Annotated in this window: 9 protein-coding genes, 1 tRNA gene and 1 pseudogene; 2 read left to right on the top strand and 9 right to left on the bottom strand. The window is 59.3% G+C overall.

Annotated features, from left to right (window positions below; translation table 11 throughout):
• Positions 1–26 precede the first annotated feature (26 nt).
• The 4 genes and pseudogenes from cphA to ACVWYF_RS08865 form a co-directional block, all read right to left on the bottom strand.
• Positions 27–2,654, bottom strand: coding sequence for a cyanophycin synthetase (gene cphA / locus ACVWYF_RS08850; RefSeq protein ID WP_457066786.1), 2,628 nt, complete (start codon positions 2,652–2,654; stop codon positions 27–29).
• Positions 2,655–2,822: 168 nt separating this feature from the next.
• A tRNA-Cys gene (locus ACVWYF_RS08855) sits at positions 2,823–2,893 on the bottom strand.
• Positions 2,894–3,493: 600 nt separating this feature from the next.
• Positions 3,494–5,305 (bottom strand): annotated as a pseudogene (gene rpsA / locus ACVWYF_RS08860) (30S ribosomal protein S1); the annotation flags it as partial.
• A 143-nt stretch (positions 5,306–5,448) separates the two neighbouring features.
• A complete protein-coding gene (locus ACVWYF_RS08865; RefSeq protein WP_457066789.1) occupies positions 5,449–6,048 on the bottom strand; it encodes a hypothetical protein in 600 nt (199 codons plus the stop codon).
• Positions 6,049–6,188: 140 nt separating this feature from the next.
• On the opposite strand from ACVWYF_RS08865, the gene ACVWYF_RS08870 reads away from it, so the two are divergent.
• Positions 6,189–7,028 (top strand): alpha/beta fold hydrolase, encoded by an 840-nt coding sequence (locus ACVWYF_RS08870; protein ID WP_457066792.1) that lies wholly within the window; start codon positions 6,189–6,191, stop codon positions 7,026–7,028.
• A 76-nt stretch (positions 7,029–7,104) separates the two neighbouring features.
• Here the strand turns inward: ACVWYF_RS08870 and ACVWYF_RS08875 are convergent, their stop codons facing one another.
• From ACVWYF_RS08875 to tsaD, 5 genes are all read right to left on the bottom strand, one after another.
• Positions 7,105–8,172, bottom strand: coding sequence for a fatty acid desaturase family protein (locus ACVWYF_RS08875; protein WP_457066795.1), 1,068 nt, complete (start codon positions 8,170–8,172; stop codon positions 7,105–7,107).
• 60 nt (positions 8,173–8,232) lie between these two features.
• Positions 8,233–8,724, bottom strand: a complete 492-nt coding sequence (locus ACVWYF_RS08880; protein ID WP_457066798.1) for an HNH endonuclease — start codon at positions 8,722–8,724, stop codon at positions 8,233–8,235.
• A 235-nt stretch (positions 8,725–8,959) separates the two neighbouring features.
• Entirely contained in the window at positions 8,960–9,751 is a 792-nt protein-coding gene (locus tag ACVWYF_RS08885; RefSeq protein ID WP_457066801.1) for a C40 family peptidase, read from the bottom strand.
• Positions 9,752–9,891: 140 nt separating this feature from the next.
• A complete protein-coding gene (gene smpB, locus ACVWYF_RS08890) occupies positions 9,892–10,350 on the bottom strand; it encodes an SsrA-binding protein SmpB (RefSeq protein ID WP_457066804.1) in 459 nt (152 codons plus the stop codon).
• 102 nt (positions 10,351–10,452) lie between these two features.
• A complete protein-coding gene (tsaD, locus tag ACVWYF_RS08895) occupies positions 10,453–11,466 on the bottom strand; it encodes a tRNA (adenosine(37)-N6)-threonylcarbamoyltransferase complex transferase subunit TsaD (protein ID WP_457066807.1) in 1,014 nt (337 codons plus the stop codon).
• Between the two features lie 250 nt (positions 11,467–11,716).
• Between tsaD and ACVWYF_RS08900 the strand changes: the two genes are divergently transcribed.
• Positions 11,717–16,336 carry a translocation/assembly module TamB domain-containing protein gene (locus ACVWYF_RS08900; RefSeq protein WP_457066810.1) on the top strand — a complete coding sequence of 1,540 codons (4,620 nt, stop codon included), beginning with the start codon at positions 11,717–11,719 and terminating at the stop codon, positions 16,334–16,336.
• The last annotated feature ends 61 nt before the right edge of the window (positions 16,337–16,397 follow it).

A 16,397-nucleotide genomic window follows, 5' to 3' on the forward strand; every position in this document is an offset into this window, starting at 1 on the left:
TTCCCCGCACCCTACTCTCGCCGTCCTCAGATAGCCTTCTCGAACTCGTCCAGCTTGGCGATGGTAGCCGCGATATTCTCCGCGAACATGGTGATAACCGCGCCTTTCGGGGCCGTTTTCAGGACGTAGTCGATGGCATCGGGCTCCTTCTCGATGTAGGTGATTTTCAGGTCGGGCTTGTCGAGGCGCAGGCCGCGCTCCATGATTTCGCGCAGGAATTCCTTCGACTTGCCGCGCAGGTCGCGGTCCTGGCGCAGAATGACTTCGTCGAAAATGCGGCCGGCGATGCGGGCGAAGCCCAGCGTGTCCTCATCGCGGCGGTCGCCCAGGCCTGATACCACGCCGATTTTGTGCGTGGCCGGCGTGGCCTCCATGAACTCGGCGAATTTGGTGATGCCGGCTGTGTTGTGGGCGTAGTCCACAATCACATCGAACTTGGGGAATTTGTAGACGTTCATCCGGCCCGGCGTTTTGGTGGCCGAGGGTACGAAGGTGCGCAACGCGGTTTTGATATCGTCACTCGTAAAGCCGGCCAGGTAGCCGGCCAGCGCTGCCGCCAGGCAGTTCTCGATGTTGAAGCCCGCCCGGCCCTCAAACGTAATCGGAAACTCGGCGGCCCGGTCGATGCGCAGCTTGTAGCTGTTACGATAGATGGTCACGTAGCCTTCCTCGTACACCGCCGCCACGCCGCCGGCCTCCACATGCTCCAGAATGCGCGGATTCTTCTCATCCATGCTGAACAGGGCCACGCGGCAGTCCACGGTGCGGGCCATGGCGTACACCAGGTCGTCGTCGGCGTTGAGGACGGCCCAACCGTTTTTGCGCACCGTGCGGGGCAGCACACCCTTCACGGCGGCCATTTCCTCCACGGTGTAGATGTCGCGCATCCCGAGGTGGTCGGCCGCTACGTTGGTCACTACCGCGATGTCGCAGCTATGAAAGCCCAGGCCCGAGCGCAGCATCCCGCCCCGTGCCGTTTCGAGCACCGCGTAGTTCACGGTCGGGTCTTTCAATACAAATTCAGCGCTCTGGCCGCCGGTGCAGTCGCCCGTTTGGAGCTGCACGCCTTGAATATAGATGCCGTCAGTCGTCGTGAAGCCCACTTTGTAGCCCTTGCTGGCCACCAGATGCGCGATGAGGCGCGTCGTCGTCGTCTTACCGTTGGTGCCGGTCACGGCGATAATCGGAATACGGGCCGTGCTGCCGCGCGGGAATAGCATGTCTACCACTGGGGCAGCAACGTTGCGCGGCAGGCCCTCGGCCGGCGAAATGTGCATCCGGAAGCCCGGCGCGGCATTCACCTCAATCACGGCACCACGGCTCTCATTTAGCGGCACGGCAATGTCGGTGGCCATCAAATCAATCCCGCAGATATCAAGGCCCACGATGCCGGCCACGCGCTCGGCCAGCAGCACGTTGTAGGGGTGCATCTGGTCGGTTACGTCGGTGGCAGTGCCGCCGGTGCTGATGTTGGCCGTGCTTTTCAGGTAAATTTCCTCGCCGGCTGGCAGCACCGATTTCAGGCTCAGCTTGCGGGCTTTGAGAATGTCCAGCGTAGGTTTATCGGCCTTGATGCTGGTGAGCACCTTTTCGTGGCCAATGCCCCGGCGCGGGTCCTTGTTCACCTCATCAATGAGCTTTTGAATGGTGCTTTTGCCATCGCCGGTCACGGCGGCCGGCGTGCGCTTGGCGGCGGCAATGAGCTTGCCGTTCACCACCAGCAGGCGGAAATCGAAGCCTTCGATAAACTGCTCCACAATCACGGCCCGCGAATATGCCTGCGCGGCCACCAGACCTTCGGCGGCATCTTTCCAGTTCATGATGCGGATGGTAGCCCCCTTGCCGTGGTTGCCGTCCAGCGGCTTGGTCACGATGGGGAAGCCCAACTCGTCAATCGCATCGCGCAGGCCGGCCTCCGAATACACGGTGGTGCCGCGCGGTACGGGCACGCCCGCATCGTTGAGCATGGCCTTGGTGCGGTTCTTATTGCCGGCCACCTCCACGCCCGCGTGCGAGGTCAGGCTGGTCGTGGTGGCCCAGATGCGGCGCTGGTTCACGCCATAGCCCAGCTGAATGATGCTGGTATTCTTGAGCTGGATGTAGGGAATGTTACGCGAAGCGGCTTCGGCCACAATGCTGTACGTGCTCGGCCCAAAAAACTCATCTTCCCGAATTTCGTGCAACTCAGTGATGATGGGCTTGAGGTCCACCTTTTCCTTTTTGCACAGGGCTTCCACCACTTCCACGGCGGCCTCGGCGGCGCGGCGGCCCGCACGCTCTTCTTGGTAGGCAAATACCACGTACTCCACCCCTTCCTCGTGCGCCGGGTAGCTCTTGCCCCAAAACGTGGGCATAGCGGCCTGCCGTTGCAGCTCCAGCGCCACATGCTGAATGACGTAGCCCAGCGGCTCGCCGTCATTCAGCGCTTCCAGCGTCAGGGGCTGGTGCTTGGCGGCCTGCTTGCCGCTCATGCCGCCCGGCTGCACGGTCTCAATATTCGGAAAAAGCTTCATCAACCGCCCAGCAAAGCCCGGCACGGCATTCGACCACTGACCGGCAAACTCCTGCAAATCAACTTTGGCAACGATGAGCTTGTGGTGCTTTACAGACCAGTAGCTCGGCCCGCGCATGGTGCGGAGGTCAATAATCTTCATATGGTGTGGGGTGGTAAGAGACGGGGTTCAGGCGCAAGTACGGCCAACGGCGCAGCTTGGCTACGAAATGTAGGCATAATGTGCCCAAAACCCACTGCCCGGCCCATCATCCACGAAAAAAGCCCCATCGGCCGGATGGCAAATGGGGCTTTTCGCAACAATAATCAGAGGTGACGGGCGGATTCGAACCGCCGTAGGAGGTTTTGCAGACCTCTACCTAGCCACTCGGTCACGTCACCAGTAGTGGTCTTTTGGGAGCGCAAAGGTAACGAGGCCGTTTGGCATGGGCAAGGTTTTGGCACAAAAAAAGCCCCGGCGCGTACGCCGGGGCTCCTTTCTGCAACTAGGCTAAGCGGTTAGGCTTTGGCTTCGTCGTCTTTTTTATCGGCAGCGTCGTCACCGGCAACCAGGCCTTTGGCCTTGTCAACCAGGTCACCGGCTACTTCCGAAGCTTTGTGGAAAGCTTCCGAGTGCGTCACGGCATCCACAGCGTCAGCGGCGGCGTGCTTCACTTTGTCGAAGGTTTCGTTGTGCGAAACGGCTTCGGCAGCGTCGGCGGCCACTTCTTTCACTTTGTCGAAGGCTGCGGAGGCAGCACCCGTGATGCTGGCCAGCAGGCCACCTTCTTCAGCAGCCTCAGCGGCCGGAGCAGCTTCGGCAGCCGGAGCAGTGCCTTCGATGGTAGCAGCAGCCTTAGCAGCGGCTTTTGGCGTGGCAGCAGCCGAGGCACCTTTGCCAGCGGCCGCACCGTCCTCCAGCGCCTGAGCGTTGTCGGGGCCGGCAGCGGGCACATCGGCGGGCTTGGTAGCGGCAGCAGCTTTCAGCTTCTGCTCACCAGCCTTGCGCTCGTTGCCCATCATCTGGTCGCGCAGGGCGCTCAGCGCGTCCAGGTCACCGAGGGTCGACTTCTCTTCCGTCTTCTTCAAGTCGCTGATTTTGCCTTCGCCCTGGGGTTCGCCAGCTTTCGCGTTGGTTTTCTTCTTGAACTTGGAGTTGCGGCTATCGTCTTCAGCAGCGGCAGCTTTGTCGAACACAGCCGTGTGCGAGAGCACGATGCGGCGGTCATCCTTCGAGAACTCCGTTACGCGGAAGTCGAGCGACTCACCGTTTTCAGCGTTCGAGCCATCCTCTTTCACCAGCGATTTGGGGTAAGCGAAGCCCTCGATGCCGTAAGGCAATTCGAGTACTGCGCCACGCTCCGACTTCTCGGTGATGGTAGCCTTGTGTACCGAGCCGGGGGTGAATACCGTCTGGAAGGTATCCCAGGGGTTTTCTTCCAGCTGCTTGTGGCCCAGGGCCAGGCGCCGAGCGCCGAGGTCCAGTTCCAACACCACTACGTCCAGTTTGTCACCCACCTTCACCATTTCCGATGGGTGCTTGATTTTCTTGGTCCACGACAGGTCGGAGACGTGTACGAGGCCGTCCACACCTTCTTCCAGCTCAACGAACAGGCCGAAGTTGGTCAGGTTGCGCACAAGGCCGCTGTGCTTGGTGCCCACGGCGTACTTGTCGCCGAAGTCGCCACGCGTCCAGGGGTCTTCGGTCAATTGCTTGATGCCGAGGCTCATCTTGCGGTCTTCGCGATCGAGCGTCAGAATCTGCGCTTCTACCGTGTCGCCCTGCTTGATGAAATCCTGCGGGTTGCGCAGGTGCTGGCTCCAGCTCATTTCCGAAACGTGGATGAGGCCTTCCACACCGGGTACCACTTCCATGAATGCGCCGTAGTCGGCCACGTTCACGATGCGGCCCGATACTTTCGAACCCGGCTGCAGGTCGGCCGGCAGCGAATCCCACGGGTGGGGAGTCAGCTGCTTCAAGCCCAGCGAAATACGCTTCTTGGCTTCGTCGAAGTCCAGAACCACGATGTTCAGTTTCTGGTCCAAGGTCAGCACTTCGCTCGGGTGAGCGATGCGTCCCCACGAAATGTCCGTGATGTGCAGCAGACCGTCGACACCGCCGAGGTCGATGAACACGCCGAAGTTGGTCATGTTCTTGATGTTGCCTTCCAGAATCTGACCCTTTTCGAGGTTGTTCAGGATAGCCTCACGCTGCTTCTCGAGGTCTTTCTCGATAAGTACTTTATGCGACACCACTACGTTGTCGAAAGCGGAGTTGATTTTCACCACCTTCACTTCCATGCGACGGCCAACATAAATGTCGAAGTCGCGGATAGGCTTCACGTCGATTTGCGAGCCGGGCAGGAAGGCTTCTACGCCATCGAGCTCCATGATGAGGCCGCCTTTGGTACGACGCTTCACTACCCCTTCGAGGATGGTATCCAGCTCGAGGGCATCGTAAATAGCCTTCCAGGCCTGCTTGATTTTAGCTTTCTTACGGCTCAGGATGAGCTGGCCGTTGATGTCTTCCTGGTCTTCGATGAACACCTCAACTTCGTCACCGATTTTCAGGTCGGGCAGGTCGCGGAATTCGGTAATCGACACCAGACCATCGGATTTGAAGCCGATGTTCAGGATTACGTCGCGGTCGGTAATGCCAACTACGGTGCCCTTCACTACTTCTTCTTCCTGGACAGTGGTCAGCGTGTCGCCGTACATCTGCTCCATCTCGGCGCGCTGGTCGGCCGAGTAGTTTCCACCAAAACCGGTGGCTCCGACATTATCCCAGTCGAAATCGTCAATCAAATCTGCCATAAATAGCTTTTGGACACCGCTTAGGTAAACGAGAAGGCCGGTGCCCGGGCCAATTCGCGGTTCTTGTTGAACTCCTTGCTGTTAGTCAACAAGGCCCGCCACCCTGGCGGGGGCGCAAAGGTACGGGTTTTCAGGCGGTTTTGCTAGTGCCCTTTCTTACCGTTTGTGCCATGAAACTCTTTAGCAACTTGCAGGAAGTACTTCGACATCAAAGCGTCGGCTGCACTCATTCTGAAATGTTCAGCCATAAGCTCCATGTCTGGCTCTGCTTGCGGCTTACTTTTCCCCAATAGCTTTCTGATATTTTTCTTTACCACTATTGGTTTAAACGGACCTTTCATGGCCTCAATGACATAAGAACACGCCAACACCGATTCGTTGGGGTCTTCACTTTCTAGCATGAACTTGACAAAGAAATCTAGATACCGCGTGCAATCATATTTTTCTAGTGGCCAGATAAAGTTCGAAGAATAGTTTTCATTCTCAGGAGCTTGTGCTGCCCGTATCAATGGTTTGATTACCCGTTCATCTTTGGCGGTGCTAAACACTTTACCAATGAACCATTGCGTTTCGCGTTGCAAACTTGATTTGAGAAGTTTAATCAGTTCGGCGATGGCTTTATTCCTTGGTTTTTCAATAGCAATTCGTAGTGCTTCGAGTTCTCGGCTCAAGGCAGAATCTGGTGCAGCCTCTTTCTGCATCTTTCGCAACTGCTGCCCGTGGGTAAGTCGTCGTTTTCTCATTCGGTAAAGAAAGTTGGAATCATCGCAACCAACTCGTCAACTGCCATAAGCCCTAATCTTAACCCAACTCCGCAAAACCTCCCACAATGCTACGCCCGTAAGGAGAGAGTATCAATACATCCAAAACTCTCTTTCACGTAATGGCACATATCAAAGCAGGTAACGATGCCGCCGGGCATCCGGTCAATATTTTCTACGAAGACTGGGGCCAGGGCGCGCCAGTGGTGCTCATCCACGGCTGGCCGCTCGACCATACCATGTGGGAGCATCAGGCGGTGGCGCTGGCCAAGGCCGGCCACCGTGTAATTGCCTACGACCGGCGCGGTTTCGGCCGCTCGTCGCGCCCGTGGGGCGGATATGATTACGACACGCTGGCCTCGGACCTGAACGCACTACTGACGGAGTTGGACCTTACCGGCGTGACGCTGGTGGGCTTCTCGATGGGCGGCGGCGAAATTGCCCGCTACATCGGCAACTATGGGCAGGAGCGGCTGGCCCGCGTGGCCTTCGTAAGCGCCGTGACGCCCTACATGCTGCAAACCAGCGACAACCCCGACGGCGTGCCGCAGAAGGTATTTGACGGTATGCACGAAGGCATTCTCAAAGACCGGTTTGCTTTCCTGGAAAGCTTCGCCAAGGATTTCTACGGCCAGAGCCTTATCAGCCACCCGGTGAGCCAGGCGGTGCTGAACTGGAACCAGACGGTAACCACGCTGGCCGCCCCCAATGCGACCAACGACTGCGTGACCTCGTTCTCGGGCACCGACTTCCGCGACGATTTGAAGAAAATAACCGTACCCACCCTCGTTATTCACGGCGACAAAGACCAGACGGTACCCTTCCCGGTGAGCGGCGAGCGCACGGCCCAAATGGTGGCTGGCGCTGAGCTGAAGGTGTACGAAGGCGAGCCCCACGGCCTGTTTTTCACGGCCAAGGATAAGCTGACGAAAGACCTGCTAGCCTTCGTGGGCGGGAAATAATCAGTCGAATTTGGACAAGCAAAAGGCCCCGTTGCAACTGCAACGGGGCCTTTTTCAATTTGGATAGTTGCGATGCTTAAGCGGCGCGGCCCATCTGGCGGAGGAAGCCGACGTGCGAGGCGATAGCCGAGCGAGTGCGGGCGTAGTTATTATATTTTACATCGAACTCGTCGCACACCTGCTGCACGATTTTGCTGATGGCGGGGTAGTGCACATGTGAGATTTTCGGGAACAGGTGGTGCTCAATCTGGAAGTTGAGGCCGCCTACCAGCCAGCTAACCACCTTATTATCAGTAGCAAAGTTGGCCGTGGTCCGCACCTGATGGATGGCCCACTCGTCCTCCAGCTTACCGGTGGTGGCGTGGGGCACGGGGAAAGCGGCATCCTCCACGGTGTGGGCCAGCTGGAACACCATGCTTAGGACCAGACCGGCCACGGCCGTGCTCAGCATGAAGCCCGCGAACCACGGCAGGAAGCCAACCATGTAGATGGGCAGCGCCACGTAGAGCAAGAGGTTCAGGACTTTGAAGCCCCAGAAGCTGACGTGCTCGCCGGTGTTCATCGGCTTGAGGCCGATGGCCCCAATTTGGCGGGAAAAGTACTTCTGGTAGTCCATGGCAAAAATCCAGGACGTGTAGAGCATGCAGTAGAGCGCCCAGAAGTAGAAGTGCTGGTAGCGGTGCAGCGGGTGCTTGGGCTGGTCGGGCGTCATGCGCATCCAGGGCTGGATGTTGATGTCGTCGTCGTGGCCCTCAATGTTGGTGTAGGTGTGGTGGATGAGGTTGTGCTTCGAGTTCCACATGTAGGGGCTGCCGCCGAGCACGCCGAGCGTGTAGGCTGCCACGCGGTTCATCCAGGGGTAGCGCGAGAAACTGCCGTGAGACCCGTCATGCATCACGTTGAAACCGATGGCGGCGATGGTGCAGCCCAGCAAAGCGCATTCGAGCAAGGCCCAGCCGGTGGCGGGCGTGAAAAATACGAGGTGGACGTAGAGCGCCACCATGATGCCCACGAGCAATATTGCTTTGAACAAGAGACTGGCATTACCCGTCATTGGCCGGCCGGACTCTTCAAAGTATTGATTTATCCGGGTTTTCAACTCGGTGTGAAACGAGCGGGTCGCAGCGAATTTGGGTAAGGCCATGGGCAAGAATTGGGATGATGAAGCACAAATGTACTCTGCCCCAACCCGGCCCGACCAAACTTAGTTTAGATACTCGTGCCAGTTCTGGTCGATAGTGCCCGCCGAGAGGCGCAGGAAACCCGACAACGTCGGCTTTTTGGGCTGCTGCCGAATGGTTAAACCCGCTTCATTGGGCGTGTGGTGGCCTTTGGCGTGGTTGCAGCGGGCACAGGCCGTGAGCAGGTTGGTCCACGAAGATTCTCCGCCACGCGAACGGGGCACGACGTGGTCGAGCGTCAGATTCTTGGGCGAGCCGCAGTACTGGCACTCGAAATGGTCGCGCTTGAAGATGTTGTGGCGGCTCAGGGCAATGCCTTTGTAGGGCACGCGCACGTAGCGCTGCAAGCGGATGATGCTTGGCTTGGGATAGGCTTGCGAAATCGTTCGGAGGGTGCCGTCGGACTTGGCTATCATTTCCGCTTTGTCGAGAAACAGGAGCACAAACGCCTTTTGCACGCTACACAGGGTGATGGCGGTATAGTCGCCATTCAGCACTAACACTTTTTGGTCCATACACGCGTCGGGTTTCGGATAACCCGCCGAAAGCTAGCGGTTTCCGACCAGATAAACAAGCATATTGGGGTTAAGTTCAGCGGGGAATCAGGGACGAAGCAAGAACGTCATGCAGAGCGCAGCGAAGCATCTTGCCCACCACCAGTAAACCTTTCGATTGGATTATTGGTAGCGGGCAAGATGCGTCGCTGCGCTCTGCATGACGTTCTATTTTGCTCTTGCTTACCCTCCCCTCCTACTCCGGCAGCAGGCGCTTTATCAGCCGCAGCTTGTGGGAGTAGCGCTGCCGGTCGCGGTTGTAAATGCCGTTGTGGTCGAGCGGGTCGAGACGGACTTCGCCGTGAGCGTGCAAAATCTGGCCTTCGTCCATCACCATGCCGACGTGTACGATACGGCCTTCTGCATTGTCGAAGAAGGCTAGGTCGCCGAACTTGGCCTGGGCCACGAAATGCACGGGGCGGCCGTGGTCAATCTGCTGGCGGGCGTCGCGCGGGAGCTGGATACCGACCAGGCCGTAGAGTTGCTGGCACAGGCCGGAGCAGTCGAGACCGAAGACGCTTTTACCGCCCCACACGTAGGGGGCCTTCAGGTACATGAGGGCGATTTTGCGTAGCAGGGCCGCCTGGCGGGCGGTATCGGGGGCGGCGGCGGGGTTGGTGGCAGTGCCGTTGTAGAAGTAGTTGCGCTCGCCGATGCGGACGTTCATACCATCGAAAAACGGCAGGCGGCATCCCAGCGTGAGCGGGATTTTGGTGGTAGCGTCGCTCACGGCCTGCACCACATCGAGGGCGCGGGGGTGGTCCTGGGCGCGCCAGGCGGCATAATACTCGGGCGAAACGGGCGTGTGCTGCTTGGTATCAATCCAGCCCACGTAATCGTCGGCAGCGAGCTGAACCTGCAGCCAGCTTTCCTGCTTCACCAGAATGTGGTAGCATTCGCCGAAAAGCAGTTGGGTAACGAGCTCGGCCCGGTCGTTGGGCTCGGCGCGGACGGGGACGGCGCTGAGTGCGCAGATGCCGGGATTCAAAATAATGTGAGAATGTGGGTGATGTGGAAATATGAGAATGAAGGCCAAGTCATGCTTCCACCATTACAAAGATGCTACCATTGCCCCGAAAGCAGCTCAGCAAGGCTATATTTTCACATCCCCCATATTTTTCACCTCCATCACATCCGCTCCATGTCGCGCTTCTGGGCTTTTTCCTTGAGGTCGTTGCGCTTGTCGTAGAGCTTTTTGCCTTGGGCGAGGGCGATTTCGATTTTGGCGAAGCCCCGGTCCGTCACGAACAGGCGCAGGGGGATGATGGTGAGGCCCTGGTCGACACTTTTACCGGCCAACTGCTTCAGCTCGCGCTTGTTGAGCAGGAGCTTGCGGGCCCGCATGGCATCGTGGTTGTTGTAAGTACCCAGGGAATAGGGCGCGATGCGGATGGAGTGAATCCAGAGGTCGCCGCGCTGGTCGAAGGTGCAGTAGCCGTCGGTGAGGTTCACGTTGCCGTCGCGGATGCTTTTTATTTCCGTGCCTTGCAGCATCACGCCCGCGTCGTACTTGGCCAGGAAGGTGTATTCGTGGCTGGCGCGGCGGTTTTTGATGTTGATGATGACAGGTTTATCGTCTTTGGCCATGATGGTAGTGTAGTGTAGCACACGCTTTAGCTTGTGCATCGTTGCGCAGTTTTGGCACAAGCTAAAGCATGTGCTACATGCAAACGGGGCGCGAAGCTACGCCTACGTCAGCTTCAGGCGCGGGTTGGGGCTGGTGAGCTGGTCAGCGAAGTCGCCCGCTTCGTACTGGAAATGCGCGGTCATGGCCACCATAGCGGCGTTATCGGTGCAGAAGGCGAAATCGGGGATGAAAACCTGCCAGTTTTGGGCCACGGCCTCAGCCTCAAGGGCGGTGCGCAGGCCGGAGTTGGCGGCCACGCCCCCAGCGAGGGCCACTTGGGTGAGGCCGGTATCATGAGCGGCGCGGCGGAGCTGGCGCAGCAGCGTGGCCACGATGGTGTGCTGGATGCTGGCGCAGAGGTCGGGCAGGTTTTCGGCCACGAAATCAGGATTGGCCGCTACTTCCTTTTTCAGGAAATACATCACCGACGTTTTCAGGCCGCTAAACGAGAAATCGTAGCCGGGCATAGCGCCCACCGGGAAGGCGAAGCGCTGCGGATTACCCTGGCGGGCCAGTTTGTCAAGGTGCGGGCCGCCGGGGTACGGCAGGCCGAGGAGCTTGGCGGTTTTATCGAAGGCTTCGCCGGCGGCATCGTCGATGGTTTGGCCGATGACTTCCATTTCCAGCGCCGATTTCACCACCACCAACTGCGTGTGGCCGCCGCTCACGGTGAGGCAGAGGAAGGGAAAATCAGGCTTGGGGTCGCGCAGGAAATGAGCCAGGATGTGCGCCCGCATGTGGTTCACGGCCAGCAGCGGTTTGTCGAGCGCCAGCGCCAAGGTCTTCGCGAACATGCCGCCTACTAATAAGGAGCCGAGCAGGCCGGGGCCCTGGGTGACGGCCACGGCGTCGAGGTCGGCCTTGGTAATGCCGGCTTCGCGGAGGGCCGCTGTGACGACGGGCAGCAGGTGCTGCTGGTGGGCGCGCGAGGCCAGCTCGGGCACCACGCCGCCGTACTGCTCATGGACTTTCTGGGTGGCCACGACGTTGCTCAGCAGCTGGCCGCCAGCCAGAACGGCCGCGCCGGTGTCGTCGCACGACGATTCGATGGCGAGGATGATGGGGTGCGCTGGCATGGATAAAATTTGGAGTAGCTAATAACGAAAACGGGCGCAGCGCAGCCAAAGGCCAAACGCCTTGGTAGGCTTAGTCAGAGCAGCGCGCCCACAAAGTTCGGCCGAAGGAGTTGAACCCCGACCGTGCATTGGCCGTTCCTTTGGCGTGATAATTGGCTTCCCGCTGACTTCCGGTTGTCGCCAACGGCTAAAAAACCGCAACTTTGCGGATTAACCCGCGATTCTCGCATACAAATCTCCCCCTGGTCCGGTGCGTCGTTTCTTCGCCATTCTGCTAAAAATACTGCTGGGCCTCGCGCTACTGGTGGTGTTGGCCGTGGTGGGGGCGCTGGTGGCGTTGCGCGTTCCGAGCGTGCAAACGCGGCTGGCTCACGAGGCGGCCGACGTGCTAACGAAGAAGCTGGGCCAGCAGGTGACGATTGGCGGAATCGACATCCGGCCGTTTTCGCGGGTGCTGCTCGATGGCGTGAGCGTGAAGGACCGGCGCGGCGGCGAGTTGTTCAGCATCGGGCGGGCTGATGCGGATATTTCCCTGTTTTCAGTGTTCGACCCGCGGCACCTACACATTGCCACGCTCACGCTGAACGAACCGCGCTTTGAGTTGAAAAACCTGCCGGGCCAGCCCGATTCGACCACGTTCAGCCAGTTTATGGCTTCGGTGAAGCGGCTGATTGGGCCATCGAAGGACACCGCCAAATCGGCCCCGTTCGATTTTGAGATTGCCACTGTGGCCCTGCGCAACGGCCATTTTGCCATCGAGAAAAGCGACGCGCCACGGTCTAAAACTTACGGCCAGAGCATTGACTACGACCACCTTTTAGTCGACAGCATCTACGCCGACATCTCCAAAATCCGGCTTGAAGACACGCTGCGGATGCGCATCAGCCAGCTGCACGCGGTGGAAACGCCTTCGCGGACGCAGCTCCGCGAAATCACGGCGGATATGACGTACGGGCCGCATTTCTGGGAATTTAAGGATTTGAGCCTGCGCGTGGGCCGCAGCCAGATTAAGGATTATGTGCGGTTTGAGTTTCGGGTTTTCGGCAATTTCACCGACTATAATGACTCGATGAAGACCATTGCGCACCTGCGCAATTCCAAGATTTATTCGGATGACATTGCCAGGTTTGCGCCCCAGCTGGCTACGCTGCACGAGTCGGTGGCCATATCGGGCAATGCCTCGGGCTACGTGCGCGATTTCAAGGTGAACAACCTGGATGTGCGCTACGGCACCGGCACCCACATTGTGGCCAAGCGCGCCCACGCCGACGGCCTGCCCAATTATAAGGAGAGCTTTATCGACCTGCGCCTGCTGCCTTCAGTGGTGGTGGCCAACGATTTGAAGAAGTGGCTGCCGGCCTCAGCCAATAAGATTGTGCAGCGTTTGGGCACGGTGAAATTGCAGGGTCAGATGCTGGGTTTCTACAACGACTTCGTGGCCAATGCTTCGTTCGATACGGCTTTGGGGTTTGTGTCGACCGACGTGAACCTCAAGACCAAAACCGACCTCACGCACGCCACCTATGAAGGCACGGTGCGCTCCAACGCCTTCCAGGTGGGCAAGTTTCTGGGCGATGAAAGCATCATCCGGGATGTGACGCTGAACGGGAAGGTTTCGGGCGTGGGCTTTTTGCCACCGTTTGCGCGGGGCCAGGCCGCGCTCACGGTGCCGGCCATCTGGCTCAATGGCTACCGCTACCACAACATCGCGCTCAGTGGCGACTTTCACCAGCAGGCTTTCAACGGCCACCTCACGGTGAACGACCCGGCCGTGCGCCTCGTGGCCGACGGCCACGTAGACCTCGACCGCGAACACCAGGACGTGGATATCAAAACCAAAATCGACCACGCCAACCTGCGCACGCTGGGCCTGCTGAGCCAGCCGCTGACCGTGGCCACCACCGCCGACGTGAAATTCAAGGGCGTGCAGCTCGACTCGCTCATCGGCCACGCTTACCTGCGCCACTCGCGCTTCGCCCTGGATGGCCGCAAGCTCAATCTTGACACGCTGGACGTGGTGAGCACCCGCAACCGCCTGAACCAGCGCCGCGTAACGCTGCGTTCAGAAGCACTAAACGCCAGCCTAGCCGGCACGTTCAACACTTCCGATGTGGTGCGCGACGTGCAGACGCTCATCGCGGAGTATCGGCTCAACTTCGAGAGCAACGCGGTGGCCACGGCCGACTATTACCGCCGCAAGCGCCAGCGCACTTTGCCGGTGTATCAAGTTGACTTGCTGCTTAATCTGAAAAAAGCCAACCCGGTGCTAACGCTGTTTGTGCCCGATTTGCGGGTGGCTGATGGCAGCCGCATCGACGGCTCGTTCCGGAACGGGGCCACGTCGATTTTCCAGTTGGGCGGCCACCTCGACAGCCTGCGCTACGGCCCGGTGCAGACAGTGAACGACAACTTCGACTTCCTGACTTCGAAACTGCCTTACAAGTCCGATATTCTGGCCCAGGCCAGCATCACCAGCGACCGGCAGGTGCTGCCGGGGTTGGGCCGCACCGAGAAGTTCATCGTGGAAGGCGTGTGGGACCAGCAGCGCATCAACTTTTCGACTTCGCTGGCCCAGACAGGCACCACCAACAAGGCCACCATCAACGGCTCGCTGGGCTTTTTGGCGCGGGCGGTGGAAGTTATTTTCCGGAAGTCGGACGTGCATTTGCTGGACAAGGACTGGACCATCGCGGAGAATAACTCGGTGCGGATTTCGAACTACGGCAAGGAATTCGACATCAAGAACCTGACGTTCAGCAACGGGGAGCAGTTTGTGGGCGCGCAGGGCTTTATTTCGCCTGATGCCAGCCAGCCGCCGCTGCAGCTGCAAATCAAGGACTTTGAGCTGGCCACGCTCAAAACCCTGACCGGCCAGAACCTCTCGGGCCGCGTGAACGCGCAAGGCACCGTGAGCGGCGTGTACGGCCCGCTGGCTATCAGCAGCACGCTGGGCGTGGACTCCCTGAAGTACGACGGCACGCTGATTGGCCAAGTGGCCGGGCGCGGCGACTGGGACAATGCCGCTGGCAAGCTGCGCGTGAACCTGGACGTGGCCCGCGCCGGCCAGTCGGTGCTGACCGTGCTGGGCGACATCGCGCCGAAGGACCCGACTAACCAGTTCAACCTCACCGGCACGCTCAATGATGCGCCCATTGTGCTGGCGCAGCCCTTTTTGGGGTCATTGTTCAAGAACCTGGGCGGCACCGGGCGGGGCGAGCTGCGACTCACGGGCTTGTTTGGCGCGCCCAACTTGCTGGGTTACGTGGATGTGAGCAACGGCCGACTCACCTTCGGCTACCTGGGCACAACCTACACGTTTGCCGACCGCATCAGCTTCACCAATAAGTCGATAGAGTTCCGCAACATCAAGCTGCGCGACGTGCTGGGCAACACCGGCACCGTGGATGGCATTGTGAACCACCACGGCTTCAAGGACATGAGCCTGGACATTGCGGCCAATTTCCGGAAGATGCAGGTGCTCAACACCACGCGCAAGGACAACCAGCTGTATTTCGGCACGGCCTACGCCACCGGCACCGCCCGCGTGACCGGCCCCACCGACGACCTGGACGTGACCGTGCGGGCCAGCAGCGAAGCCGGCACCCGGGTATCGCTTCCTCTTGATAATGCCGCCAAGGCTGAGAAGGCGGGCTACATCAAGTTCGTGAACAACAACCCGGTGGGCGATACTGTCATCACGAAAAAGGCTGTGGTGGTGGCCGCGCAGGACAAAGTGGACCTGTCGGGCATCAAGCTGAATATGAACCTGACCATCACGCCGGAGGCTTATGTCGAGATTTTGCTTGATGAAAGCACGGGGGATGTGATTCGAGGCTCGGCAGCCGGGCAGCTGCGCATGGCCATTGATACGCGCGGCGAGTTCAACATGTACGGGCAGGTGGAAATTGTGCGGGGCGCCTACAACTTTACCCTGCAAGGCCTGATTAACAAAGAGTTCGTAGTACGGCCCGGCGGCATTATTTCCTGGAACGGAGACCCGCTGGCTGGCGAAATGAACGTGACGGCGACCTATACGCAGCGCACCTCGCTGGCCCCGGTACTGGGCGCGGGCTCGTCGGGCAGCGTGGCCGTGGTGCCCGTAACGGCCGTGATGAACCTGACCGGGCCGCTGCTGCTGCCCGCCATCAAGCTCAACCTGGAATTCAACGACACGCCGGGCACGCTTCAGGGCGATTTGGCCGCCTTCACCACCTCATTGCGCAACGACGAGCAGGAGCTCAACCGGCAGGTTTTCAGCCTACTGGTGTTTAAGCAGCTTTCGCCGCCGGGCTCGTTCGGCAACACCATTTCCATTCGGGGCCAGGATAACACGGCATTTAAAAGCCTGGGCCAGGTGCTGAGTACGCAGCTCGGCCTGCTCACCTCCCAAATCGACCAGAACCTGGAAATTGATTTCAACATCAACGGCATCACCGCCGAGCAGCTGCAAGCCCTGCAAGTGCGCCTCAGCTACTCGTTCCTGAACGGCCGCTTGCGGGTGACGCGCGAAGGCGGCTTCACCAGCAACTCAAACCTGGTAAACAGCACGAGCGGGGGGACAACTCCCGTGCCCGTGGGCACCGGCAACACCGCCGGCCAGGCCTCCCTGCTCGGCGACCTCAGCCTGGAATACTACCTGCGGGCCGATGGCAAGTTCCGGGCAAAGCTGCGCTACGAAACCACCCCGCGCGACTTGGAAACCATCAATCAGCCCCGGGCGGGCCTCTCGCTGCTGCACACCGAGCAGTTCAACACTTTCGGCGAGCTGTTCACTCGCAAAAACCCCAAAAAGAAGGAGCGCAACACCCAGAAAGCCCGCGAAGGCAAGGAGGTGATGACCGTGGACGAGGACCCGCGCACGAATCTTTAAATTGGCTGGAACTAGGAAAGCACGTTATGCTGGGCGGAGCCGAAGCATGACGTGCTTTTTA

This window comes from Hymenobacter sp. UYAg731 (assembly GCF_054061335.1).